Source organism: Polaribacter haliotis (assembly GCF_014784055.1).
GTDB classification, from domain to species: Bacteria; Bacteroidota; Bacteroidia; order Flavobacteriales; family Flavobacteriaceae; genus Polaribacter; species Polaribacter haliotis.
In genome coordinates this window covers 3,277,585-3,303,737 of the sequence record NZ_CP061813.1, presented here as the reverse complement: position 1 = coordinate 3,303,737, position 26,153 = coordinate 3,277,585, and the positions used below count along the sequence as shown (strand labels likewise).

Annotated in this window: 20 protein-coding genes and 1 pseudogene; 7 read left to right on the top strand and 14 right to left on the bottom strand. The window is 30.0% G+C overall.

Annotation, left to right across the window (positions count from 1 at the left end):
• Positions 1–59: 59 nt before the first annotated feature.
• On the top strand, positions 60–1,145 hold the full coding sequence (locus H9I45_RS14155; protein ID WP_088354477.1) for a glycosyltransferase: 1,086 nt from the start codon (positions 60–62) through the stop codon (positions 1,143–1,145).
• Here the strand turns inward: H9I45_RS14155 and H9I45_RS14150 are convergent, their stop codons facing one another.
• The 3 genes from H9I45_RS14150 to H9I45_RS14140 are packed head-to-tail and all read right to left on the bottom strand — an operon-like array spanning position 1,146 to position 3,527.
• The gene (locus H9I45_RS14150; protein ID WP_088354478.1) at positions 1,146–1,964 is read right to left on the bottom strand and encodes a 2OG-Fe(II) oxygenase; all 819 of its coding nucleotides are present in this window, start codon (positions 1,962–1,964) and stop codon (positions 1,146–1,148) included. It abuts the gene before it with no gap.
• Entirely contained in the window at positions 1,951–2,841 is an 891-nt protein-coding gene (locus H9I45_RS14145) for a glycosyltransferase family 2 protein (RefSeq protein WP_088354479.1), read from the bottom strand. Before H9I45_RS14145 ends, H9I45_RS14150 begins: the two co-directional genes overlap by 14 nt.
• Positions 2,841–3,527 (bottom strand): cell division ATP-binding protein FtsE, encoded by a 687-nt coding sequence (locus H9I45_RS14140; protein WP_088354480.1) that lies wholly within the window; start codon positions 3,525–3,527, stop codon positions 2,841–2,843. The genes H9I45_RS14145 and H9I45_RS14140 overlap by 1 nt, the downstream gene beginning before the upstream one ends.
• Before the next feature lie 162 nt (positions 3,528–3,689).
• On the opposite strand from H9I45_RS14140, the gene H9I45_RS14135 reads away from it, so the two are divergent.
• The 6 genes from H9I45_RS14135 to H9I45_RS14110 all read left to right on the top strand — a co-directional run bounded on the left by H9I45_RS14135 (position 3,690) and on the right by H9I45_RS14110 (position 13,004).
• The gene (locus H9I45_RS14135; protein ID WP_176397574.1) at positions 3,690–6,722 is read left to right on the top strand and encodes a tetratricopeptide repeat protein; all 3,033 of its coding nucleotides are present in this window, start codon (positions 3,690–3,692) and stop codon (positions 6,720–6,722) included.
• Between the two features lie 2 nt (positions 6,723–6,724).
• Positions 6,725–8,482 carry a porin family protein gene (locus tag H9I45_RS14130; RefSeq protein WP_088354482.1) on the top strand — a complete coding sequence of 586 codons (1,758 nt, stop codon included), beginning with the start codon at positions 6,725–6,727 and terminating at the stop codon, positions 8,480–8,482.
• 617 nt (positions 8,483–9,099) lie between these two features.
• Positions 9,100–10,533: a M20/M25/M40 family metallo-hydrolase gene (locus H9I45_RS14125; RefSeq protein WP_088354483.1), complete on the top strand. Its 1,434-nt coding sequence runs from the start codon at positions 9,100–9,102 to the stop codon at positions 10,531–10,533.
• A 5-nt stretch (positions 10,534–10,538) separates the two neighbouring features.
• Positions 10,539–10,901: a DoxX family protein gene (locus tag H9I45_RS14120; protein WP_088354484.1), complete on the top strand. Its 363-nt coding sequence runs from the start codon at positions 10,539–10,541 to the stop codon at positions 10,899–10,901.
• Positions 10,898–12,511, top strand: coding sequence for an amidohydrolase (locus H9I45_RS14115; protein WP_088354485.1), 1,614 nt, complete (start codon positions 10,898–10,900; stop codon positions 12,509–12,511). Before H9I45_RS14120 ends, H9I45_RS14115 begins: the two co-directional genes overlap by 4 nt.
• Positions 12,512–12,557: 46 nt before the next feature.
• Entirely contained in the window at positions 12,558–13,004 is a 447-nt protein-coding gene (locus H9I45_RS14110) for an FKBP-type peptidyl-prolyl cis-trans isomerase (protein ID WP_088354486.1), read from the top strand.
• Between the two features lie 52 nt (positions 13,005–13,056).
• Here H9I45_RS14110 and trpA read toward each other — a convergent pair whose 3' ends face one another.
• The 11 genes and pseudogenes from trpA to H9I45_RS14055 all read right to left on the bottom strand — a co-directional run bounded on the left by trpA (position 13,057) and on the right by H9I45_RS14055 (position 25,614).
• A complete protein-coding gene (trpA, locus tag H9I45_RS14105; protein ID WP_088354487.1) occupies positions 13,057–13,824 on the bottom strand; it encodes a tryptophan synthase subunit alpha in 768 nt (255 codons plus the stop codon).
• Positions 13,825–13,827: 3 nt separating this feature from the next.
• Positions 13,828–15,006, bottom strand: a complete 1,179-nt coding sequence (trpB, locus tag H9I45_RS14100; protein ID WP_088354488.1) for a tryptophan synthase subunit beta — start codon at positions 15,004–15,006, stop codon at positions 13,828–13,830.
• Positions 14,987–15,685, bottom strand: coding sequence for a phosphoribosylanthranilate isomerase (locus H9I45_RS14095; protein ID WP_088354489.1), 699 nt, complete (start codon positions 15,683–15,685; stop codon positions 14,987–14,989). Before H9I45_RS14095 ends, trpB begins: the two co-directional genes overlap by 20 nt.
• Before the next feature lie 2 nt (positions 15,686–15,687).
• Positions 15,688–16,476 carry an indole-3-glycerol phosphate synthase TrpC gene (gene trpC / locus H9I45_RS14090; protein ID WP_088354490.1) on the bottom strand — a complete coding sequence of 263 codons (789 nt, stop codon included), beginning with the start codon at positions 16,474–16,476 and terminating at the stop codon, positions 15,688–15,690.
• 29 nt (positions 16,477–16,505) lie between these two features.
• A pseudogene (locus tag H9I45_RS14085) lies at positions 16,506–16,865 on the bottom strand (four helix bundle protein).
• Positions 16,866–17,063: 198 nt separating this feature from the next.
• Positions 17,064–18,053, bottom strand: coding sequence for an anthranilate phosphoribosyltransferase (trpD, locus tag H9I45_RS14080; RefSeq protein ID WP_088354491.1), 990 nt, complete (start codon positions 18,051–18,053; stop codon positions 17,064–17,066).
• A gap of 141 nt (positions 18,054–18,194) precedes the next feature.
• Positions 18,195–18,782 (bottom strand): anthranilate synthase component II, encoded by a 588-nt coding sequence (locus H9I45_RS14075; RefSeq protein WP_088354492.1) that lies wholly within the window; start codon positions 18,780–18,782, stop codon positions 18,195–18,197.
• Between the two features lie 132 nt (positions 18,783–18,914).
• Complete coding sequence (locus tag H9I45_RS14070) at positions 18,915–20,369, bottom strand: anthranilate synthase component I family protein (protein ID WP_228454929.1); 1,455 nt, start codon at positions 20,367–20,369, stop codon at positions 18,915–18,917.
• Positions 20,370–20,592: 223 nt separating this feature from the next.
• Entirely contained in the window at positions 20,593–23,946 is a 3,354-nt protein-coding gene (gene gatB/aspS / locus H9I45_RS14065; protein ID WP_088354493.1) for a bifunctional amidotransferase subunit GatB/aspartate--tRNA ligase AspS, read from the bottom strand.
• Positions 23,946–25,346, bottom strand: a complete 1,401-nt coding sequence (locus tag H9I45_RS14060) for an amidase family protein (protein ID WP_088354494.1) — start codon at positions 25,344–25,346, stop codon at positions 23,946–23,948. The genes gatB/aspS and H9I45_RS14060 overlap by 1 nt, the downstream gene beginning before the upstream one ends.
• Before the next feature lies 1 nt (position 25,347).
• On the bottom strand, positions 25,348–25,614 hold the full coding sequence (locus H9I45_RS14055) for a hypothetical protein (RefSeq protein WP_176397575.1): 267 nt from the start codon (positions 25,612–25,614) through the stop codon (positions 25,348–25,350).
• Positions 25,615–26,153: the final 539 nt, after the last annotated feature.

The following is a 26,153-nucleotide window of genomic DNA, read 5'->3' as shown; positions in this document are numbered from 1 at the left end:
CCACAGTACTATTCTACCTTTTTAATTTTATGTTTTATATTGCGATAAATAAATAATCATTGAGAAAAATAATTGTTTCAGTTACAAACGACTTAACTACAGACCAAAGAGTAGAAAAAGTGTGTAATTCTTTACATAGAAATGGATATGATATTTATTTAGTGGGAAGATTTCTTAAAAATTCTAAAAAAATTGAAAGAAATTATTCGATCAAAAGATTCAAATTATTATTTAATTCTGGGGTTCTTTTTTATGCTGAATATAATATTCGTTTGTTCTTTTTTTTACTTTTTAAAAAGAAAGATATTTTACTTTGCAATGATGTAGACACTCTTTTACCCAACTATATTATTAGTAAAATACAGCTTAAAAAACTGGTTTTTGATAGTCACGAACTTTTTTCTGAAATTCCTGAATTGGCAAACCGTTCTAAAGTTAAAAGAATTTGGCTTTCCATTGAAAACTGGACAATTCCAAAACTTAAAAATAACTACACTGTTTGTAATAGTATTGCCAATTATTATAAAAACAAATACAATGTTCAATTTGAAACTATCTTAAATGTTCCGAATAAAAAAATTGTAGAAAAAGGTGTTTTTCCGTTTAAAACTAGTCAGAAAAAAATTATCTTATATCAAGGTGCTTTAAACATTGGTCGTGGTTTGGAACTGATGATAGAAACCATGGAATATCTAGAAAACCATCTTCTTGTAATTATTGGAAATGGGGACATTTATGAGGACTTAAAAGAAAAAACTGCAACTTTAAAATTGAATGAAAAAGTATTTTTCTTGGGCAGAAAAAACCCTGAAGACCTTAAAAAATTAACGCCTCTGGCTGATTTAGGTTTTAGCTTAGAAGAAGATTTAGGTCTTAACTACAGATTTGCTTTACCCAATAAAATTTTCGATTACATACAAGCTGAAGTCCCAGTGATTGTTTCTAATTTACCAGAAATGAAAAAGATTGCAACTGAACATAAAATTGGCGAAATCATTGAAAAAAGAGAGCCAAAATCATTGGCTAATCAAATAAAAAGAATCTTAGAAAAAGATTATTCAAACCAATTAAAAGAAGCAAAAAAAACATTGATTTGGGAAAATCAAGAAGAAAAATTATTGGCCATTTTTAAAAACGCCAAATAGTTATTTTTTATATTGATGTGGGTTTTCTCGAACACCTTTTTTAAACAATTTTCTAACAGCACTTCTTAACTTATTATCTATTTGTAATATAAAATCTTTTACTTTTTCTTCGGGTCTTGCTCTAAAAGTAGTAACATGAAAGTTATCTGAAACTAATAAAGGTTCTTCCGAAAAATAATAATTAGAAACACAACACCTAACATCTTCTACCAAAACTTTATTTACAGAATGCCAAGATTTTTGATGTGTAGCCATAACCACTAATCTATTAAATTTACTAGTTACAATTGTTTGTTTTTCCTCTAACCCTTTTGGCCATAGCTCTAAATTACCCCCATTTTTTAACTCCCAATTTGGGGTAACATAATAGAGAAGATTTAAAACGCGCCAACGATTTCTATCTTTATCGTGAGAATTGTCTAAATGCGGGTTTAAAAAATTATCTTTTTTCATTAATGACAAACCTCCTGCATACAAATTAGAGTCTGGAAACACTTCTTCGATTCCACATATTTCGGAAACCAAACTTACTATTCTTTCATCTTGAAAAGCAAAAATGGTTTCCTCTAAAAAAGTATTGTATTTATCCATTTGAAAAGCTGTGAACTTATATTCCCGAAGACTTTTTCTTTGCACAGCATCTTCTGTACCTGGGAAATTCTTATGAATTTCTAGAGCTAATTCTTTTGGCAATAGATTATCCAAATAAAAATAACCAATTTCATTTTTACTAGCATGGAATTGATTTTTTAATTCTTTTTGATTGCTTTTTAAATTATTGAAAATTAAATCTGCTATTTCTACTCTATTTCGTTTCATCTTGTTTTTCCTTTAAATAACACAAGTAACTTAACTTAAACAAATCGTAATAAAATAAAGAAGATGTTTCTATTGCTTTCCTAATAAAGAAATCTTTTAGCTTTATCATGGTTTTTTGGAAACCAAAACTATTTATTTTATTGAAATAAGATAATAATTTAACGTCGTTTTCTTTCAGTAAATTTTGCTTTTTTAAAAACAATAAATTATTTAGCCCTTGTTTTGTTTTATTTATAAACACAGTGTTATCTTCTATTTGTAAATGATAAACAGGATTATTAATATGAAAAACTTTATGGTTTAATGCTCTCATTTCATTTCCAAAAACAAGATCTTCATAACCATAACCAGTTAATTTTTCGTTAAACTGAATCTCATTAAAAACACTTTTTTTAAATAAAATATTCGATGTAAAAAAATATCTATAAGGATTCTCGTTTCTTAAATCTTCAGATACTTCTTCTCTTTCAATGCCGAATTTAATTCTAAGATTTTTTTCTGATTCTACTTTGTGAACTCTTCCTCCAATAAAACCAGAAAATTTATTATTTGGTTCTTTAATCTTTTCTACATATAATTTTATAAAATTATCATGTACTGGAAATCCGTCTGCATCTAGAAATAATAACCATTTATAAGTTGCTTTTTTGGCTAATAAATTTCGAATAGCACTTCTACCAATATTTGTTGTAAGCTCTTCAAAATTAGCAAACGATAAACTATTTGTTTTTTTATTTTTTATATTTAAAATTGATTTAGAACCATCATCTAAACAGATAATTTCAAAGTCAACTTTTTCTTCAATCAATTGCTTATGAAGCTCTTTTACGAATGGAAAACTGTTATAATTATATGTTGGTATTAAAACTGAAAGCATTAAACTGTGGCTTGTTGGGCAACCTCAAACAATTCTCCACCTTCGCATTTTAGGGTTTTTTGTTTAAACTTAACAATTAATTGGTAATCGTGTGTTGCCATTAAAATTGTTTTTCCGCTTTTGTGAATGGAATTTAACAACTCCATAACTTCCAAAGAAGTTTTTGGATCTAAATTTCCAGTAGGTTCATCTGCTAAAATAAGTTCTGGATCATTTAACAAAGCTCTTGCAATTGCCACTCTTTGTTGTTCACCTCCAGAAAGTTCGTAAGTTTTTTTATAATATTGAGATTTCATACCTACTTTATCTAAAACCTCGTGAATTTTATCTTTCATTAAGTTCTTGTCTTTCCAACCAGTTGCTTTTAAAACAAATTTTAAGTTATCGAAAACATTTCTATCGCTTAAAAGTTTAAAATCTTGAAAAACAATTCCGATTTTTCTCCTTAAAAAAGGAATTTGCTTTTCTTTTAAAGTGTTTAAATCGAATCCTACAATTGCTCCTGAGCCTTCTCTAAGTGGCAAATCTCCATATAAAGTTTTCATTAAACTACTTTTTCCACTTCCTGTTTTTCCTATTAAATAGTAAAAATCGCCAGTTTTAATCGTTAAATTAACTTTAGACAACACTAAATTATCTCTTTGATAAATAGCAGCATTTTCTAATTGTAAAACAGAATTTTCCATAGATAAGTAGTTTCTACAAACTTAAAATTTTCTATTGATTTTTTAACTATGAAATCTAAACAATTCTTACTTTTGACTAAAATTGTTGCAATATTTTTTCTTCCCCTATCCAACAAATTTAAAAATTGTTCGTTATCCATTTGGAGTATCTAAAATAAGTATATGAAAAATCTTATAAGCAAAAAACATCTTCTTACGACTTTTGCTTTTTTAATGTCTCTTGTGATGTTTTCACAGCAAACAATTGCAGATACAAGTATCTTAAAAAACTATAACGATGCATTAAAACTATACAACAGTAAAGCATACGCAGCCGCACAAAAGACATTCAACAGTGTTGTTAACGAGGCAAATATTGGTTCTAATTTAAAAACAGATGCTACATACTTCGAAGCGATGTGTGCCATAAAATTAAACCAAATAGATGCAGATAAGAAAGTACTTTCATTTGTAGAAGAATATCCTAATAGTAATAAAAAAAATGTTGCTTTTTTTAATGTAGGAAACTACTATTTCGCTAACAAAAAGGCTTCTTATGCATTAAAATGGTATCAAAAAGTAGACACAAAAATACTTTCTCGAGAAGATAAAAAAGAACTAGATTTTAAAATGGGCTATGGTTTATTAACCACCAATAATTTACAACTTTCTAAAGATCGATTTTTATTATTGATAAACGACCCAAAATACGGAAATGATTCTCGTTATTATTATGGTTATATCGCTTACAAATTAGAAGATTATGGAATTGCAGAATCTACTCTTAAAAAAATTGCAGATAATGCAACTTACAAAGCAGAAATAACATATTACTTATTAGATATTAGTTTTAAAGCAGGTAAATTTGAACGTTGTATCGAAGTTGGAAAGAAATTATTACCAGATGCAAAAAGAGATTTACAATCCGAAATCTCTAAAATTATAGGAGAAAGTTACTTCAATTTAGAAAAATATGTAGAATCAATTCCTTACTTAAAAGATTACAGAGGTAAAAAAGGAAAATGGAATAATACAGATTATTATCAACTTGGATATGCATATTACAAACAAAACGATTTTGAAAATGCTATTAACAACTTCAATAAAATTATTGACCAAAAAAATAACGTATCGCAAAATGCATATTCTCACTTAGGAGAATGTTACCTAAAAGTAGATAAAAAAAATGAAGCTTTAAATGCTTTTAAATCGGCTTCAGAAATGAGTTTCGATGCAAACATTCAGCAAGACGCTGCTTTAAATTATGCGAAATTAAGTTACGAAGCTGGTAATCCTTTCGAGCCAGTTTCTCAGGTTTTACAGAACTATTTAAAGAAATATCCCAAATCTAAAGCTTATCAAGAGATTAATAAATTAGTAGTTTCTTCATTTATAAACGAACAAAACTACCAAGGTGCTGTAGATTTTCTTTTAAAGAAAAAATCTGACGAAAACACAGCTTTAATTATAGAAGTTTCTTTATATAGAGGAATTCAATTATTTAACGAAGGAAAATATAAAGAAGCGTTACCTTTTTTCTCTCAATCAAAAAAATCTTCAACCATAGAAATTAAAGAAAGAGCACAATTTTGGGAAGCAGAAACAGAATATCGCCTAGAAAACTACCAAGATGCTATTAATAAATTAGAAATATTAAACAAAACATTAACCTCTATTGATAGCGAGTTTAAACTAACAAATTACACTATTGGGTATGGTTATTTCAAATTGAAAGAATACGAAAAATCAATTGGTGCTTTTAAAAAATTCTTAGTAATAGACTCTATAGAAACAGATACTAAATACGATGCAATAATTCGTTTGGGAGATGGTTATTTTGCTTCTAGAAATTATACTGAAGCTGTAAATTCCTACAAAATTGTCGCGGATGAATTTGGGCCAAACTCAGATTATGCTCAATATCAAATTGGAATGAGTTATGGTTTTACAGACAATGATGAAGCTAAAATAACAGCGCTAAAAAAGGTTATTAACGACTACCAAAACTCTAACTTAAAAGACGATGCATTGTATCAAATTGCAAACACCTACATAAAAGTTAAAGACCATAAAAATGCACATGTAGCTTACGATCGTTTGTTGGAAAAATATCCAAATAGTACATTTCTTTCACGAGCATTATTAAGGCAAGGTTTGTTGTATTATAATGATAATATGAACCAACAAGCTTTAAAAAAATACAAAGAAGTTGCTGCACGTTTTTCGAATTCTCCAGAAGCACTTGAAGCAGTTGCAAATGCACGAAATGTGTATATAGATTTAGGAAATCTGGAAGATTATATTAGTTGGATGGGAACCTTAAAGTTTATAAATGTTAGCAATTCCGATATTGATAATACTTCTTTCGCAGTTGCTGAAAAAAAATATTTAGCTTCTAAGAACAACAACGAAATTATTAAAAGTTTAATTGATTATACTAGAAAATTTCCAGAAGGAATCCATAAAATAAAAGCTAATTATTATCTAGCAGATGTATATTTTAAAAATAAAGAATACCAAAGTGCTATTACTCCTTTTAAAAATGTTATAAATGAAGATAGGAATGATTTTAGCGAAGAATCTTTAAGTAAATTATCTCAAATTTATTTACAAGAAGCTAATTATAGTGAAGCACTTCCAATATTAGATAGGTTAGAATTAGAAGCAAATAATACAGAAAATATTTTGTTTGCACAGAGTAATTTAATGAAAGCTTATTTCGAAACGGAAGCTTATGATTTTGCAGAAGAATATGCAAGAAAAGTACTGCAACAAGAAAAAATAGACACCAATTTAGAAAACGATGCACGTATATTAATTGCAAGATCTTCCTTTAAAAGTGAAGACTTTAGAACTGCAGAAGAATTTTATAACGAAATAGAAAAAACTGCAAGTGGAGAGTTAAAAGCGGAGGCACTATACTACAATGCATATTTTAAAAATCAACAAAAAGATTATGAAGCATCTAATAAAATGGTTCAGAAATTAATTGCTGGGTATTCCAACTATAAATATTGGGGTGTTAAGAGTTATGTAATAATGGGTAAAAATTATTACGGTTTAAAAGATGTTTACCAAGCAACTTTTGTATTAGAAAACGTTATTAAAAATTTCGAAGAATTCGACGATATTATTCAGGAAGCATACGAAGAATTAAATACCATTAGAGAAAACGAAGCCAAAACAAATAACTCCGTAAATCCAGAAAAACAATAATAATGAAAAAAGGCTTTCTAACATTACTTATTTTATTTGGTTTCTGGACAACAAATGGTCAGGAACAAAAAAAAGATACTGTTAAAACAGAGGTTGTAAATGTGGTTACAAAGTTTAACCCAGAAATTGCAGATGGTAAAAAAATAAATAAAAATCCTAAAATTAAATTACTAGGAAAAAGTAAAAAGAAAAAATTAGACTACAGTATTTATTCTGCACCTGTAGCTTCTACATTTATTCCAAAAACCGGAGCCATAAAAGGAATTAGTATTGGAGTAAAAGAAAGAATTTACAACAATTATCTAGCGGCTGGTTATGGAAATTATGGTAGTCCTTATATGGAAGCTTTTTTATATAAAAACACTCGTTTTAGTAGTGAATATGGGTTATCTGCTAAATATGCTGCTTCACAAGAAAATGTAAGAAATTCTAAATTAAATAGTAATTTTTCAAATTTTAATGGGTCAGTATTTTACAAACAAGTAGATCGTTATTTCGATTGGAAAGTAAGCTTAAATGCGGAACTAAATGAATATAACTGGTATGGTTTACCAGATTTAGTTTTTGACACACCTGTTTTAAATACCATTGAAGAGGAACAAAAATATAATTATTTTAAAGTAGCTGGAGATTTTAAATTTCACGATTCTTATATAGATTTTGGAAAAGTATCTTTTTCTTACTTTACAGATTCGTTTGAGAGTAAAGAAATACTTGCAAATTTCGATGCAAAATTAAACCTTCCTTTAAGGTTCATTAGCAACAATTTAAACGATATTTCAGTAGAAACTGGGGTAGAATATTTAAGTGGAAGTTTCGAAAGAAATTACGAAAACACAAGCAACATAAATTACACAACATTAACTGTAAAATTATTTCCAGAATACAAGATAAATTATGCTGGATTTGCCATAAAAGCAGGTTTAAAAATTTATGGTTCTATAGATACAGAAAACGAATCGAATAATGTATTTCTATTCCCAAATGTATTTGCACAAAGGGCTATTTTAAAAGAATACGTAAGTATGTATGGAGGAATTTCAGGAAACCTACACACAAACACATACAAGCAGTTTACAGAAGAAAACCAATATGTTTCACCAACGTTATTTATAACTCAAACTGCACAAACCTCTAATTTATTTGTAGGTTTACAAGGAAAAATAACAAACGATATTAGCTACAATTTAAAAGCTAGTAGTATCAAAGAAGAAGATAAACCTCTATTTTTAAGAAATAACACAAAGTCAGATGGTACAAATGCTTCCGTAAATGGACAAACATTAGATGGTTATGAATATGGTAATTCTTTTTCCATTTATTATGATGATGTCGAAACAACTTCTTTTTTCGCAGAAATTGAATATAATTTTTCCAGAAAACTAACTTTTAGCACACAAGTTCAGTTAGACAATTACACTATGACAAATGCCATCGAAAAATGGAATTTGCCTTTTTTACAAGCTTCCTTTTTAGGGAAATACAAAGAAGAAAAATGGTTCGCTACTACAAACATTTTTTATGTTAGTGAGCGAAAAGATGCACTTTACAATGCACAATTTCCATCGAGTCTTAAAGGTATAGAAACCATTAATTCTTTTATAGATGTAAATTTAAATGGTGGTTATCACTTTAACGATAAGTTTTCTGCATTCATAAGAGCAAATAACATTTTAAATACTCAATACCAACGTTTTGCAAATTTCGACACACAAGGTTTTCAAATTTTAGGAGGTATTACTTATAAGTTCGATTTTTAAGAAAAATAGTCTTCCTTACATCAAAATAAAATACCTTTTTTAGAATATTTACTTTCATGTACTATTATATAATTATTGCGCTTCAAGTCTTTTGTCTTTACCATTATTATAAAAACGAAAAAGAGTATTATTGGTACTTTATCATCTTTTTTATTCCTTTAGTTGGTTGTATTATTTATCTGATAACTCAGGTTGTTAACAAAAGAGATGTTTCAATTATTACTGAAGAAATTATTACAATAATTTATTCTTCAAAAGGAATTAAATACTTAAAAAAGGAATTCCAAAAATTTATATACTTTTATGATTTGTCACTCTAACAAAAAGAAAGTTTTATAGAAGTAGCAACTCAATTTAAAAAGTTATACACTCGTTATTTTAATTATAACAAAAGTTTAAAAATCTCCGAATTTTTAATTTGAAAAAATAAAAATCCGAAGCTAAAGAGGATATAGAAGAATTACTTCATAAAAATAAATCAATATCTAAACAGAATACCAAAAGATGTAGAGTTGATTATAGTGTAGCTAAAAAAATAGTAAGCCAAATTTAAGATCATTCTAATTATATCTAATTTCATTTTTGTAGATTTATAACTTCAAAATAGATACTATCAAATGAAAAAAATACTACTCTTTACTTCCATTTCTTTGTTAATGCTTGCCTGTAATCAAAAAAAAGAAAAAATTATTGATTCTAACAAATTATCAACCGAAGAAAAAAAAGACTCTACAAATATTAAAACACTATTTAACAGTGCTTTAATGGACGGAAAATCTTACGAATGGTTGCGTGATTTAACAACAAACATTGGTGGAAGATTGTCTGGTTCTCCTGAAGCTGCACAAGCTGTTATTTGGGGAGAAAAATTAATGAACGAAGTTGGTTTAGATTCTGTTTGGCTACAACCTGTTATGGTGCCACATTGGGTTCGTGGAGAAAAAGAAATAGCAACATATACCACAAACGGAACACAAAAAAATGTACCAATTTGCGCTTTAGGTTTTTCTGTTGCAACTCCAAAATCTGGAATTTTAGCAGAAGTTATCGAAGTTAAAAGTTTAGAAGAGGCTGAAGCTTTGGGAAATAAAATGGAAGGCAAAATTGTATTTTTCAATCGTCCTTTCGATAATACATTAATTAATACTTTTAGAGCATATGGAGGTTGTGTAGACCAAAGAGTACAAGGAGCAACTGTCTGTGGAAAATTTGGTGCAAAAGGTGTAATTGTTCGTTCTATGACCAATGCTGTGGACGATTATCCACACACAGGAACTATGAGTTATGGAAATTTGCCTAAAGAAAAACACATACCAACTGCTGCAATTAGTAGTAGAGCTGCAAATATTTTAAGTGACGATTTAAAGAAAAATCCGGAATTGAAATTCTACTTTAAACAAAGTTGTGAAACTTTACCAGATGCACCTTCTTTTAATGTTGTTGGAGAAATTAAAGGAACAGAAACTCCAGAAAATATTTTTGTGGTTGGTGGACATTTAGATTCTTGGGATTTAGGTGATGGTGCACATGATGATGGAACTGGAATTGTACAATCTTTAGAGGTTGCTTATTTGTTTAAAAAGAACAATATTAAACCTAAAAACACAATAAGAGTTGTCTTTTTTATGAATGAAGAAAATGGTACGAGAGGTGCTAAAAAATATGCAGAATTGGCAAAACTGAATAAAGAAAATCATATTGGAGGTTTAGAATCGGATGCTGGAGGACATACTCCAAGAGGCTTTTCTATTGATGCAAATGATTCCAATACAGATTTATTAAAAAGCTGGAAAAAACTATTGGCTCCTTATGGTTTACACGATATCGAAAAAGGTGGAAGTGGTGCAGATATTGGACCTTTAAAAGGCGAAAATGTAACTTTGGTTGGTTACAGACCAGATTCTCAGAGATATTTCGATTACCATCATACAAGTACAGATACTTTCGACAAAGTAAACAAACGAGAATTGGAATTGGGAAGTGCTTCCATGGCTAGTATTGTTTATTTAATGGATAAGTATTTATACAACGATACACCAGTTAAACAGTAACAATTTTGGAAACTCCAATTCTTATTTTAAAAATAGTTTTCGGCGTTTTTTTCTGCTTTGCAGGAATTATGCACATTGTAAAACCGAGAATATTTAAAAATTTTATTCCTGATTTTCTTCCAAAAAGATTAGTCAATTATATCGTAGGAATTATTGAATTTTTATTGGGTTCAGGACTTTTTTTCTCTGAAACAGCAAAGTATGCTGCCTATGGTATTTTTATATTGTTGATTATTTTTCTACCAATTCATATTTGGGATGTTACAAGAATTAGACCTGCAATTGGCTCTAAAAAAATCGCTATTCTTAGAGTTCCACTTCAATTTTTATTAATGTATTGCGCTTATTTAATTTATACAAACTCATGAAAAATCTATTTACTATTCTATCCATAACTTTATTTCTTGTTTCTTGTTCGAAGAAAGAAGCAGATTTAATTGTTATCAATTCAAACACTTACACAGTTAATAATAATTTTGAAAATGCTGAAGCTTTTGCAGTAAAAGACGGAAAAATTATCGCTGTTGGAACTTCAAAAGAAATTCAAGATAATTTTACTTCAGAAAACATTGTTAATGCTGAAAACAAAGCTATTGTTCCTGGTTTAATTGATGCACATTGTCATTTTTACAGAATGGGTTTACAACAACAAAAAGTATCTTTAGAAGGCACAAAAAGTTACGAGGAAGTTTTACAGAAACTAGTCGATTTTCAAAAAGAAAAAAACACGAATTTTATTACAGGTCGTGGTTGGGACCAAAACGATTGGGAGGTAAAAGAATTTCCAACGAAAGAAAAATTAGATAAACTATTCCCTAATACTCCTGTTGCAGTTGGTAGGGTTGATGGGCATGCATTATTAGTGAATCAAGCAGCAATTAATTTATCTGGAATTACAAAAGACACTCCTGTTTCTGGTGGAGAAATTATTGTTGAAAATGGAAAAATGACTGGTATTTTAATTGATGCAGCTATGGATTTTATCAAATTTCCATCTACTTCAAAAAAAGAAGCAATTCAAGGATTATTAGATGCTCAAAAAATATCATTTTCTTACGGTTTAACCACTGTAGATGATGCTGGAATTGCAAAAGAAACAATTGAATTAATAGACAGCTTGCAACAGTCTAATGATTTAAAAATGCGTGTTTACGCGATGGTTTCTGGCGATAATCAAAAAGAAATAGATTATTTTATCAACAAAGGAATTATAAAAACCGACAAATTAAATGTGCGTTCTTTTAAAGTTTACGGAGATGGAGCATTAGGCTCTAGAGGTGCAGCAATGCGAAAACCTTATTCAGATAGAGAAAATCATTTTGGTGCTTTAATTTATTCTCCAGAAAGGTATAAAGAATTAGCAAAACAAATTGCGGCTTCCGATTATCAAATGAATACGCATGCAATTGGAGATTCTGCAAATACTTGGATGTTAAAAACCTATAAAGATGTTTTAAAAAACACTAAAAACAGACGTTGGAGAATTGAACATGCACAAATAATTGCTGAAGAAGATTTTACACATTTCGATAATATTTTGCCTTCTGTACAACCAACACATGCAACTTCAGATATGTATTGGGCAAAAGACAGAATTGGGGCAGAAAGAATGAAAGGAGCTTATGCTTTTAAAGATTTGTTAAATAAATATGGTAAAATTGCTTTAGGTACTGATTTTCCTGTAGAGCAGGTAAATCCTTTTTTGACTTTTTATGCGGCAACTATTAGAAAAGATATAGATAATTATCCTGAAAACGGTTTTCAAATCGAAAACGCTTTAACAAGAGAAGAAACCTTAAAAGGAATGACTCTTTGGGCAGCATATTTTAATTTCGAAGAAGAGGAAAAAGGTTCTATTGAAGTTGGAAAATTTGCCGATTTTGTAATCTTAGACCAAGATATTATGAAAGTAGAAGGAAGTAAAATTCCTAAAACCAAAGTAGTTGCCACTTTTTTAAATGGCGAAAAGGTTTATTAGAAATAATCCTATTATATTCGCAGCTAATTTATCAATATTTTAAAATATGAAATCTTACATCGCTTTATTTTTAGGTATTTTTCTTTTTATGTCTTGTTCAAAAAATGAAACATTTGAGGTACAAACAGAGGCAGATATTATTGAATATGTAAAAGCAAATAATTTAGATGCTAAAAAAACAAATTCTGGTTTATACTATGTAATAAACAAAGAAGGAAATGGAATAAAACCAGAAAACAGTAGTTCTAATGTTACTGTTGCTTACAAAGGTTATTTTTTAGACGGAAAAGTTTTTGATAAAAATGAAGACGGTTACAAAACAGACCTAAACCGCGTTATTCTTGGCTGGACAGAGGGAATTCAACTTTTTAGTGAAGGTGGAGAAGGTATTTTAATTGTTCCTTATCAATTAGGCTATGGAATAAATGGACGAAGCACAATTCCTGGAGGAGCAGTTTTGGTCTTTGAAATAGAATTAATTAGTGTAAATTAATATACTACAACTCATAAAAAATGCGAAACTTAATAAGTTTCGCATTTTTTTTTTAAGAGATTATTGGTTTTATAAAACCATCAATTTTATCAACACCATTTTTACCTAAATATTTTATAAATGCAGAACCAATAATGGTTCCGTTTGCATATTTACAAGCTGTATTAAAGGTTGATTTATCTGAAATTCCAAAACCTACAATCAATTTACTTTGTAAATTCATTGCTTTAATTCTTTCAAAATACGCAATTTGCTGATTCGATATTTCTCCTTTTGCTCCAGTAATAGATGCTGATGCAACAACATAAATAAATGCTTTAGAATAAGAATCTATCTTTCTAATTCTCTCTTCTGAAGTATGTGGCGTTATTAAAAACACATTTGTTAAACCGTATTTTTCAAACAATTGTTTGTAATGATTTTCATATTCAATCATTGGTAAATCTGGAAGAATTAATGTATCAATTCCGCAATCTACTACTTTTTGACAAAATTTTTCCTCACCAAATTTTAGCATTTGGTTTAAATATCCCATTAAAATTAATGGCGTTTTATTTGTACTTTTTAGAGCTAATAACTGCTCAAAAATAACATCTAAATTAATTCCGTTTTCTAATGCTTTTTGGCTACTATCTTGAATTGTTGGTCCATCTGCCAAAGGATCTGAATATGGCAAACCGACTTCAATAAAATCGACACCACTTTTTTCTAATTCTGAAATTACTTTTGTAGTATCCTCTAAGTTTGGATATCCACAAGTAAAATAGATAGACAATAAATTCTTATCTTTTTTCTGAAATAACTCTTGTATCGAATTCATAGCTTACTTTTCTAAATGATTAATATAAGTTTCTAAATCCTTGTCTCCTCTACCTGATAAATTTATCACCACAACTTGGTCTTTTTTCAAATCCATCTTTGGTAAAACAGCTAAAGCATGTGCAGTTTCCAAAGCAGGAATTATTCCTTCTATTTTCGTCAACTCAAAAGCAGCATCTAATGCTTCTTTATCTGTTGCATTCATAAATTTTGCACGTTTTGTTTCGAATAAATAGGCATGTAAAGGACCAACTCCAGGATAATCTAAACCAGCTGAAAGAGAGTATGGTTCTACTATTTGTCCATATTCATCTTGCATTAAAATAGTTTTACTTCCATGAATTACACCAACTTCTCCTAATTGAGATGTTGCAGCACTTTCGCCAGAATTAACTCCTAAACCAGCAGCTTCCACAGCAATTAATTCTACTTTTTCGTTTTCTAAATAATGATAAAAAGCACCAGCTGCATTACTTCCACCTCCAACACAAGCTATAATTGTATCTGGGTTTTCATTACCAGTTTGCTCTTTTAACTGTGCTTTCATTTCTTCTGAAATTACAGCTTGTAATCGTGCAACCATGTCTGGATATGGATGTGGGCCAACTACAGAACCAATTAAATAATAAGTTTCTGGATTCTGAATCCAATATCTTATCGCTTCATTTGTAGCATCTTTTAGTGTTTTACTTCCACTTGTGGCTGCCACAACTTTTGCGCCTAACATTTTCATTCTTGCAACGTTTGGAGCCTGACGTTTAATGTCAACTTCGCCCATAAAAACAGTACATTCCAAATTCATTAAAGCACAAACAGTTGCTGTTGCAACACCATGTTGCCCTGCACCAGTTTCTGCAATAATTTTTGTTTTCCCTAAATGTTTTGCTACTAAAATCTGTCCAATAGTATTATTTACTTTATGTGCACCAGTATGATTTAAATCTTCTCGTTTTAAATATATAGTTGCACCATATTTTTCTGACAATCTTTTTGCTAAATACAATGGACTTGGCCTTCCAACATAATGTTGCAACAAATCTTTATACTCTTTTTGAAATTCGTCAGATTCTAAAATTTTTAAATAATTATCTTCTAACTCTTTTACATTTGGGTACAATAATTCTGGAATAAATGCGCCACCAAATTGTCCGTAATAACCTTCTTTAGTTGGTTGAAATTTCATACTTAAATCTCTTTATGTTTTCTACTGATTTTAAACCAGCTTTTGTTTCAAACTTGCTATTTACATCTAATGCGTAAATTGGTAAATCTGTTTTTATTATGTTTTTAACTTCTTCTATTTGCTCTAATCCTATACCTCCACTTAAGAAAAATGGTTTTGTAGAATTGTAATTTTTAAGAACTTCCCAATTAAACGTTACTCCATTTCCACCACGTTCTTTTCCTTTTGTATCAAATAAAAAGAAATCTATAATAGCTTCATAAGGTTTTAAAATATCGAAATTAAAATTATCTTTTATTCCGAATACTTTTATAATTTCTATTTCATTTTTAGAAATAGTGTGTTTGTTTTTTTGCTTTTTGATGTGCTTATTTTCTTCAATAAATAAAGCGCGTCTTTCTGTTAATTGATTTTTTAATTCAGCAACATATTCCACAGATTCGTCTCCATGTAACTGTATTGCCTCTAAACCATATTCCTCAACTAAAGAAATTACAATTTCTTTATATTCATTTACAAAAACACCTGTTTTCTTAATTGATTTTGGAAGTTCAGGAATAATTCCTTCAAAATTTCTTTTTGATTTCTCATAGAAAATAAAACCCAAGTAATCAGGTGAAATCCCTGCAACTTGTTCGATATTTTCTGTGTATTTCATTCCACAAACTTTCAGTTTCATACTTATCTAATTTGATCTATAAATTCCTGACAAGCTTCTCCTGGGTTTTCTTCTTTCATGAAGTTTTCTCCGATTAAAAAACCGTGAAAACCAAATTCTTTTAATCCAGTAATAATTTTTGGGTCAGAAATACCGCTTTCTGAAACTTTTAAACACGTATCAGGAATTTGATTTGATAACTTTATAGAATGCTCTAAATCAACTTCAAAAGTTTTTAAATTTCTGTTATTAATCCCGATAATCTTGTTATCTAAATCATTAATTTTATCTAAATCTTCTTGCGTATGCACTTCGTACAAAACTTCCATTCCTAAATCTACCGCTAAATTTCCGTAGTTTTTTAACTCTGTTGAAGTCAAACAAGATGCAATCAATAAAATTACATCTGCTCCAATGGCTTTTGCTTCCACAATTTGAAATCCATCAACAATAAAATCTTTTCTTAAGATTGGTTTTTGTTGATTAATAACTCTTGCTTCCATCAAATCTGCCATTGTTCCTCCAAAAAATGAAGTGTCCGTTAAAATAGATTGTGCAGCTACATTTGCATCTAAATATCCGTTTGTAACCTCTGCAATCGTTGCTTTATCATTTATAATTCCTTTGGAAGGAGATTGTCTTTTGTATTCAGCAATAATTCCTGTAGAACCAACTTCTAACAAAGATTTCTTTAATGAAAAAGTTGTTCTTCCAAAACTCGGACTTTCTACTAATTTCTTTACAGGAACTTCTGCTTTTATTTTTGCAACTTCCTTCTTTTTAAATGCGATTATTTTATCTAAAATTGTCATATAAATAATTATGAATTCTAAATTAAGAATTACGAATTTGTGTTTCTAATTGTTTTTTGAATACTTCCGATAATTTTTAAAATTTCTTCAATATCTGTGATTAAAGATTCTGATTCTTTGTCTGATAAAAAATCAGTATCTTTTAATAAACGAATCCAATAATGAGATTCTCTAGCTTACTTGTAAGCTATTGTTAATTTGGCGAAAAAATCTTTTCTGCTTTGCCTTCCAATTGCTTCTTCAACATTTGCTCCTATTGAAGTGCCTGAACGTAATAATTGTTTACTTAATACAAATTCTTTCTTCTCTTGTGATAAATGCTTGTATAATTTCACAATTCTAACTGCAAAATTATAGCTTTTAGTCTGAATTATGTTATCCTTTTTCATCACTCGTAATTATTAATTCGTAATTGTTAATTATTCAATCTTTTATTTCTATATAACAAAAAAAAGTAAACTATGATCCCAACTATCAAACCAACAACAGTATGCTTAATTACACTTTTTGTTTGAATACCAAGAGCTGCTCCCATTAAAAGGAAAGCTGGAATAATTAGAATTAAATTGTTTTTCTTTTTTGCCATCTTATAAACTTACTAATTTCTCTAATGTGTTCTTTGCTTTCAATCCAAAAAGCGATTTTTTTGCTTCTTCAAAAGCATTTTCAAAAGACTTTGCATCATCAACAATTGTTAATGCAAAAGCAGCATTTGTTAACACCACATTATTTTGTGCATTTGTTCCTTTTCCATCTAAAATAGATTTAAAAATCTTTGCTGCATCTGCCACAGAATTTCCTCCAAATATTTCTGATTGCTGAATTCTTTTCTGCCCTAAATCTTCTGGATTTATAATTTGTTCTCCGTTTTTTGTAAATAGTTTAAAACCGCTTGTTAATGAGATTTCGTCATAACCATCTAACGCGTGAATAATTCCGTAATTGATATTTTCTTCTTGCAAAATGTAATTATACAAACGTGCAATTTCCAAATTGAAAGTCCCCAACATGTGGTTTTTTGGCGAACTTGGGTTTACCAAAGGTCCTAACATATTAAAAAACGTTTTTAACGCCAATGCTTTTCTTGTTGGACTTACAGCTTTCATAGCTGGATGAAATTTTGGCGCATGTAAAAAACAAATATTTGCTTTCTCTAAATGCTCTTTTAAAACATGCTCATCATTTGTAAAATTATATCCAAAACTCTCTAACATATCTGATGAACCAGATTGCGAAGACACAGAATAATTACCGTGTTTTGCAACTTTTTGACCTGTTCCTGCAACTATAAATGAGGTTAAAGTAGATATGTTAAATGTATCTTTTCCATCGCCACCAGTTCCAACAATATCAATCGTATTATAATCAGTAAAATCTACTTTTATAGCCAATTCTTTTAAAGCATTTCTGAAACCAGAAAGTTCATCTGCAGTAATTGGACGCATCATAAAAACGGTCATAAATGAAGCTAAATGTGCATCATTGTATTTTTCTGAAGCAATATCTATTAAGATTTGTTTTGCTTCTTCTTTAGACAATCTTTCGTGATTATAAAGTCTGTTTAAAATTGCTTTCATATAGCCCCTTTTAATTTCCCCAAAGGGGAAAACACTCTTGTGTTAGTTTTATTTTCTTATACTTTTAAAATTTCTGTTTTCACAGAAATATAATATTTTATTTTTTTGCACAAACTTACTCGTTCCTTCCCTTTGGGAAGGTTAGGATGGGCTTTTGCTATGCTTATTAATAAAATTAGTAACCAATTGCTCACCAACATCTGTTAAAATTGATTCTGGGTGAAATTGAACAGCAGAAATTGGAAATATTTTATGTTCAATTGCTTGAATTAAACCATCTTCGTCTCTTGCGGTTACTTGAATTTCTTCTGGAAAACCTTCGTCTGTTGCTGCCCAAGAATGATAACGTGCTGCCAAAAATGTTTCAGGAACATCTTTAAATATAGTAGCGTTTTTATCTGTGACCCTCATTTCTGTGGCAACTCCGTGAAAAACCTCGTCTAAATTGATGATTTTTCCTCCAAAAACTTCTGTAATTGCTTGTAAACCTAAACAAACTCCGAATATTGGTTTTATGCCTGCATACGTTTTAATTACTTCTTTTAAAATTCCTGCTTCATCTGGTATTCCTGGCCCTGGAGACAACATAATAATGTCGAAATTTCCAACATCTGCAATACTGATTTCGTCGTTTCTGAAAACTGCAGGGAAATTTCCTGTAATTTTCTCTACCATATGAACCAAATTGTAGGTAAACGAATCGTAATTGTCTAATATTAATATTTTCATAATTCAAGCCCACCCTAACCCTCCCAAAGGGAGGGAACTGTTTGTGGATATTTTATGTGTTTATAATTCTATTTATTTTTTTGAAACTCACTATAACTCCTTCCCTTTGGGAAGGTTGGGATGGGCTTCTTTTTATATATTTTCCGCTAAAATTAACGCTTTTTTTAACGCTGCTAACTTGTTATTTACTTCTTGTAATTCCTTTTTTTCGTCGGAATGAATTACGATTCCTGCTCCTGCTTGCGAATACAAAACGTTGTTTTTACTGACGAAAGAACGAATGGCAATCGCCAAATTTACGGAACCATCTAAACCGATAATTCCAACTGCGCCACCGTAAAATCCGCGGGTTTGATTCTCATATTTGTCGATTAATTCCATTGCTTTGTACTTTGGAGCACCACTTAACGTTCCTGCAGGGAAAGTGTCGCCGACAATTTCAATTGGATTTCCTTTAATTTTTCCTCTAACCGTTGAAACTAAATGAATTACATGGCTAAAATACTGCACTTCTTTAAAAACCTCAACAGTCACATTATCAGCATGTTTACTTAAATCGTTTCGTGCCAAATCTACCAACATTACGTGTTCAGCAGTTTCCTTTTTATCTTCGGATAATTTTTTACCCAATTTAATATCTTCTGCCATATCTCCAGTTCTTCGAAAAGTTCCAGCAATTGGATTAATAGTAGCTTTACCTGCAACAATTTTAATTTGTGCTTCTGGTGAAGACCCCATTAATTTAAAAGAACCATAATCGAAATAAAACAAATATGGTGAAGGATTTATAGAACGTAAAGCTCTATAAACATTGAATTCGTCTCCTTTAAATTTTTGTTGAAATTGGCGTGATAAAACCAATTGAAAAACGTCTCCTCTTTTACAGTGCGACTTTGCTTTTCTTACATAATCGATAAATTCATCGCCAGTTACATTTGAAGTTTCTTCGCCAACTATTTCAAATTTCTGTGTATTAAATGCTTGTGCATCTATAACTGTCTGAATTTCTTTAATGCGAGATTCAGTGCCTTCTTCGATATTTTCTATCAAAGTCATTTCATCATTAAAATGATTGATAGCAATAATAAATCGATAAAAACTGTATTGCATTTCTGGAATTGCAGAAGGTGCTTTTTGGTTTTTAAACTGAATATTCTCGAAATATTGAACAGAATCGAAAGTCGTATAACCATACAAACCATTGTAAGATTTTAATTCAGCAGGACAATCTAAATCTATAGAATTGGTGAATTTATCGAATAATTCATAGAAATTTTTGTCAATTTTTTGAGAATCAATTTGTGTTCCTTTATGAGAAACAGAAAATTGATAATCTTCAACTTTCATTGAAACAATTGGCTCTACAGCAATAAAAGAAAAACTTTCTTCTTTACTGTGATAGTCGGAGCTTTCTAACAAAAGCGTATTTGCAAATTTATCTCTAAAACGCAAGTACAAACCAACAGGAGTTACTGTGTCTGCAATTTTTGTTTTAGAAAGAGTCTTAAACTTGAAGCCCCCTTTAATTCCCCCAAAGGGGGAAAACTCTTCTGAAACAGTATTATAGTTTTCTTGTATTTTACTCATTCTACTTTTTTTTAGAGCCCGAGTTTCTTCCCTTTGAGAAGATTAAGATGGGCCAATAAAAAAGGCTTATCGTGAGATAAGCCTTTTCTTTATATTTATAATATAGGTTTAGTTCTCACTTATGAATTAAGAGAGTTCCACCACCATGTATTTTTTGTAATTGATTTCATTGTTCTACAAAAATAAGGTAGATTTCTTAATTAAACAACCTTTCAAATGATTTTTATTTTTTAATAATCCTAACATTCATTTCCTCCACCTTTTTATCTGATAAAATAGAAGGTGCATTAAATAATAAATCTTCGGAAGAACCAGTTTTTGGAAAAGCCATTACCTCTCTAATAGACGCTTTCTTTTCTAAAATCATCATTAATCTATCTATTCCCCAAGCAATTCCTCCATGTGGTGGCGCTCCATATTGGAATGCTTTGTACATAGTTCCTACACTTTTTAGCATTCCTTCTTTATCGTAACCCATGTTTTTATAGGTTGCTTCTAAAATTTCTGCTTTGTGCGCACGAACTGAACCTCCACCAATTTCATAACCGTTTAAGATTAAATCGTATTGTTGAGCGATTATTGTTCCGATTTCTTCTCCTTCTCCAGTCATGTGTTTTTCTAAATCATATACTGCTGGCATCGAAAAAGGATTGTGCGTAAACGTCCATCTTCCTTCGTCTGTTTTTTCAAACATTGGAAAATCTACGACCCAAGCTGGTTTTAATTCTTTCGGATTTATCAACTTTAAAATGCGTCCCATTTCTTGACGAACAGCATCCAAAGCTTTGTTGGCAGTTGCATAATCTGCAGCAGAGAAAAATACAATATCACCAATTTGAGCATTGGTAGTTTTGATGATATTTGCGGCAATTTCTTCACCTAAAAACTTAATAATTGGCGATTGTAAATCGTTTTCATTTACAATAATGTAAGCCAAACCACCTAAACCATTTTGTTGTGCAATGGCTGTCAAGTTTTCAATCTGACCTTTAGACATTCTTTTGTTTCCTTGCTCTTTTGCAGAAACTTTAATACATTTTACAATTCCACCTTCTTCAATTGGTTTACTAAAAACCTGAAAAGTAGTATCTTTTACAATATCTGTAATGTCTTGCATTTGCAAACCATAACGTAAATCTGGTCTATCACAACCATATTTATCCATGGCATCTTTATAAGTAATAACTTCAAAAGGATATAAAATCCATTTTTTACCATAGATTTTACGCACCACTTCATTAAACATTTTGGTGTTTAAATCTATGATTTGTTGCATACTTGCGTACGCCATTTCGATATCTAATTGTGTAAATTCTGGTTGTCTGTCTCCACGTGAATCTTCATCTCTAAAACAACGTGCAATTTGAAAATATTTTTCAAATCCACCCACCATTAACATTTGCTTAAATTGCTGAGGCGCTTGTGGTAACGTGTAAAAAGAACCCGATTGTTTTCTTGTTGGCACAATAAATTCTCTGGCACCTTCGTCTGTTCCTGCAGTTAAAATAGGAGTTTCAATTTCTAAAAATTCCTCTTCATCTAAAATATCTCGCAACAATTTTATTACTTTATGACGATTTACAATGGCTCTACGAACCTCATCATTTCTGTGGTCTAAAAATTTATATTGAAAACGAACTGTTTCATTCGATTTTGTGGCTCTTTTTATTTCAAAAGGTAATGTTTTAGAAAGGTTTAAAATTTCTAAATCAGATGTTTCTAATTCTAACTTACCTGTTCTTAAACCTGCATTATAATCGTCTTCATTTCTTTGAACGACAACTCCTGTTACAGAAATTACCGATTCTGGTTTTAACTTCACTAATTCATCTAAATTCGGAAAAGATTCTCTACTCAAACGAACTTGAAAAACTTGATTGCTTGAATCTCTTAAATCGATAAACATCAATTCTCCATGATCTCTTACACTCGAAACCCAACCAGATAAAGTCACTTTTTCTGTGATAGATTCTTCAGATAATTGAGATATTTTATGTGTTCTGTATTCTTCTTTTATAACAATAGGGATTTCTGGTAATTCCTCTTCTTTTTCAAATTTCGATTCACTTCCAGCTTCCAACTTCCCACTTCCACCTTCAGATTTATCACTTCCAACTTCCATCTTCCCACTTCCAGCTTTTTCTCCTGCAAGTTGCTCCAATATTCCAGTACGAATCACTTTTCCAGAAGCTCCCTTTCCTATAATTGCAATTACTTTTCCAACAAGAATTCCTGCTTTTCCTTGGTTTCCTGCTTTAATATCGTTTGCAATTGCTTCATTTTCTGAAATTACTTTTTCGATAGCTTCAAAAATTTGAGCTTCCGAAATTGTATTGTCATCAAAATACTTTTTAAAGTCAAATGTTCTGTCTTTTAAATAGGATGTAATTCCGTTTTGAACTAAAACAGACGTAATTTTATCAGCCTTAAAAAGCTCAAAAATTTCAATTAAATGATTGATGTCGTGAATATTTTCATATTCCTCTGCACCCAGATTATTTACCAAAGTTTTAGCCACAAAAGACGGATCTTGAATCGCATTATTTATCGTCATAAATGTTTTAGAACGAATTGCATCCGCAGTAAAAAACTTGGCATCTTGTGGTAAAACTCCACCTTTAATTAAAACAGATTCTACTGCATGAGGTAAAGCACTTGCATCAATTTTTATAGAATTTACTACGTCTTTTATCGAAACAAAAGGAATATCTGGTTCAGAAATAAAACGATAATCTGCTTCAAATTCCTTCTTACGCATTGTTTTGGTTTGCTTTAAATCTGCATCCCACAAAACCGTAGTTTGGTCTGGTCTAAATTCTTTATGTTCTGTATAATAATTAAGTTGTTTCTCAATTTCTTCCTTTAAAGCATCCACCATAAACTTGAAAGAATTCAGGTTTTTGATTTCCGTTCTTGGATTTAAATTATAAGTGTGTTTTTTTCGAAGTGAAACAGAAACATCAGATTTGAATTCCCCTTTTTCTAAATTCGCTTCAGAGATTCCTAAATTCTGAACAATTCGCTGAATATATTGTGCATACGTAGAAGCATCTTCAATATTTCTGATACAAGGTTCTGTAACAATTTCAATTAAAGGAACTCCAGCTTTGTTAAAATCGACTAACGAAATCTTTTTTTCGTGCATCAATTTTGCGGCATCTTCTTCAATATGCACTTGCGTTAAATTTACAGTAAATTGCGACCCATCATTTCTATAACAAGAAACTTCTCCATCTGGAATTACAGGATTATGAAATTGTGTAATTTGTATGTTTTTCGGATTATCAGGATATTCATAATGTTTTCTGTCCCAAGAAATAACTTCGTTAGAAAAAGTAGATTTTACTGCTTTTCCAAAATAAATCGCTTTTGTAATTGCTTCTTTATTAATTGCTGGCAAAACACCCATTTGACCTGTACAAACGGAACAAATATTTGTGTTTGGAATTTCCTTTTCTTCATTGGGGCAAGAACAAAATAATTTTGAGTTCGTATTTAAACGAACGTGTGTTTCTAAACCGATAATTAATTCTAAATCGTGAGCTTTTAAAGCATCTTGTATTTGATCTAATTCCATTATAAAATATCGTTTAAGAAGTTTGCAAATTGTAAGACTTGTTCATCTTTTTTCTTGTCTGCTGTAATTTGTAACCCTGTTTCTGTTCCTTTAGGTATTGTTAATGTTGGTAATTCTCCCAAACTAAATCCAACAGTATAAGCATCAGATAAATACATCGCTAGAGGATCATTTAAACTATCGCCAATTTTAGGCGGATTAGCAGGAGTTACTGGAGATAAAATAATATCAACTTCATTAAAGTCCTCACTAAATCTCGTTGAAATTTGGTCTCTTAAATTCTGTGCTTTTAAGTAAATTTCATCAGAAAAACCTTGTGATAAAACTTGATTTCCTCCAACAATTCTTCTTTTAGATTCTTCAGAAAATTTCTCTGATCGTGTAATTGAATAGGTGTCTTTTAAATTTTCACCTTCAATTCTTGCTCCATAATTTGTTCCGTCTAAACGTGATAAATTTGAAGCTGTTTCTGCCATTGCCAACGTATAATAAGTTGAAACTAAAATATCAGCATTAAAGAAATCTAATTCTTTTACGGCAATTCCTTTGGCTTTTATTTTATCAATTGTTGCTAAAAAATCTTGTTTTATTTGTGGTGAAATTGCTTCACTTTCAATAAAATTTTTAAAGTAACCAACTGTTTTTATTGTTGATGAATTTGAGATTGATTCCTCCAAAATTTCTTCCGAAGAAAAAGTAGTTTGGTCTCTAACATCTTTTCCACTCATTATATTCAATACAATTCTAATGTCTTCAATAGATTTTGCAATCGGTCCAACACAATCTGTAGAAGATGCGTATGCCATTAATCCGTAACGAGAAATTCGTCCGTAAGTTGGTTTTAAACCATATACTTTATTGTAACCTGCTGGCTGACGAATAGAACCTCCAGTATCGCCACCAATTGAAAATGTTGTAAAATATTTTGCCACATTTACAGCAGAACCTCCAGAAGAACCTCCACCAACTAAATCGGGATTTATAGCATTTTTAACAGCGCCAAAAATCGTATTTTCAGAAGAGGAACCATGTCCAAAACTATCGCAATTTTCTTTTACTAAAGGAATTGCACCAGCATCTAATAATTTCTGAATTGCAGTTGCTGTATAAGAAGACTTGTAGTTTTTCAACAAATCCGAACTTGCAGTTGTGTATGTTCCTTGAACCATATACACATCTTTAATTCCGAATGGAATTCCTTCTAAAAGACCGATTTCTTCGCCATTTGCAATTTTTGTATCTACTTTAGAAGCCAATTCCAAAGCCATAGAATCCAACAAAGAATTGACAGTATTATGCGTATTTTGTTTTAATAAATTTAATTTTTCTTGCACCAAATCTGTACACGAAATTTCTTTAGACACCAATTGCTGATGTAGTTTTTTTATCTGCGACTCCATATTAATCTTCTATCACTTTAGCAACCACTAAAAATCCGTTTTTCTCTCTTGGAAAGTTTTCTTTTATAATTTCTTTCTCAATTTTTGAGCTTTCAATTACAACATCTTCTCTTAAATCATTTAAAGAAACCACATTATTTTTGACAGTATTATTAGCATTATTATTCTGATTCGCATTTTTAATTACGTCAAATAATTTATTCACAGATTCCGATGGCTCTGCACCTTTAATACTCGACAAAATGTCGACTGTCATTATTTTACTCATTTCTTTAGTTTTTTGATTCAAAAAAAAGCCTTCCGATTAGGAAGGCTTTAAATATTTTTAAACAACAACCTTCCGTCCTATAAATTAGGATTATTGAAATTACGATTGTTATTATTATTTGTCATTTTAATTCTTGTGCGAGCAAATATATGTAGAATAAATGGTTCAAAAACCTCTTTTCTACGATTTTATACAGTCATTATAGTATTATCAAAAATTCGAACTATAATTATTAATTTCATAAATTATGGTATTAAATACATTAAAAAGTTTCTAATAATTATTTGGGCGTTCCCTAAAGGTCGGGCTTTTCGCTACAATCTTTTGCCTTAAAAAAGGCAAAAGGATTTCCACTGCAATCCCTAACGCGAGTTTGTTACTTCAAAAATAATTAAGATTTGGAAGAGGTATTTTGCATAAAATCATAAAAAAAGTAAAAAAAATAAAATCAAAAATTAAAGGTTTAAGCAATTTTATCAAATTTCAATTTTAAACATCGAAAGAAAAATTCAAAATTCAAAAATAAAATCATTTTTAAG

Coding starts and splice junctions, on each gene's coding strand:
- H9I45_RS14070 (WP_228454929.1), bottom strand. CDS start 20,369: ATGAGTAAAATACAAGAAAACTATAATACTGTTTCAGAAGAGTTTTCC.
- H9I45_RS14135 (WP_176397574.1), top strand. CDS start 3,690: ATGAAAAATCTTATAAGCAAAAAACATCTTCTTACGACTTTTGCTTTT.
- H9I45_RS14130 (WP_088354482.1), top strand. CDS start 6,725: ATGAAAAAAGGCTTTCTAACATTACTTATTTTATTTGGTTTCTGGACA.
- trpA (WP_088354487.1), bottom strand. CDS start 13,824: ATGAATTCGATACAAGAGTTATTTCAGAAAAAAGATAAGAATTTATTG.
- trpD (WP_088354491.1), bottom strand. CDS start 18,053: ATGAAAGCAATTTTAAACAGACTTTATAATCACGAAAGATTGTCTAAA.
- H9I45_RS14110 (WP_088354486.1), top strand. CDS start 12,558: ATGAAATCTTACATCGCTTTATTTTTAGGTATTTTTCTTTTTATGTCT.
- H9I45_RS14055 (WP_176397575.1), bottom strand. CDS start 25,614: ATGAGTAAAATAATGACAGTCGACATTTTGTCGAGTATTAAAGGTGCA.
- H9I45_RS14095 (WP_088354489.1), bottom strand. CDS start 15,685: ATGAAACTGAAAGTTTGTGGAATGAAATACACAGAAAATATCGAACAA.
- trpC (WP_088354490.1), bottom strand. CDS start 16,476: ATGACAATTTTAGATAAAATAATCGCATTTAAAAAGAAGGAAGTTGCA.
- H9I45_RS14075 (WP_088354492.1), bottom strand. CDS start 18,782: ATGAAAATATTAATATTAGACAATTACGATTCGTTTACCTACAATTTG.
- H9I45_RS14115 (WP_088354485.1), top strand. CDS start 10,898: ATGAAAAATCTATTTACTATTCTATCCATAACTTTATTTCTTGTTTCT.
- trpB (WP_088354488.1), bottom strand. CDS start 15,006: ATGAAATTTCAACCAACTAAAGAAGGTTATTACGGACAATTTGGTGGC.
- H9I45_RS14140 (WP_088354480.1), bottom strand. CDS start 3,527: ATGGAAAATTCTGTTTTACAATTAGAAAATGCTGCTATTTATCAAAGA.
- gatB/aspS (WP_088354493.1), bottom strand. CDS start 23,946: ATGGAATTAGATCAAATACAAGATGCTTTAAAAGCTCACGATTTAGAA.
- H9I45_RS14145 (WP_088354479.1), bottom strand. CDS start 2,841: ATGCTTTCAGTTTTAATACCAACATATAATTATAACAGTTTTCCATTC.
- H9I45_RS14125 (WP_088354483.1), top strand. CDS start 9,100: ATGAAAAAAATACTACTCTTTACTTCCATTTCTTTGTTAATGCTTGCC.
- H9I45_RS14060 (WP_088354494.1), bottom strand. CDS start 25,346: ATGGAGTCGCAGATAAAAAAACTACATCAGCAATTGGTGTCTAAAGAA.
- H9I45_RS14150 (WP_088354478.1), bottom strand. CDS start 1,964: ATGAAACGAAATAGAGTAGAAATAGCAGATTTAATTTTCAATAATTTA.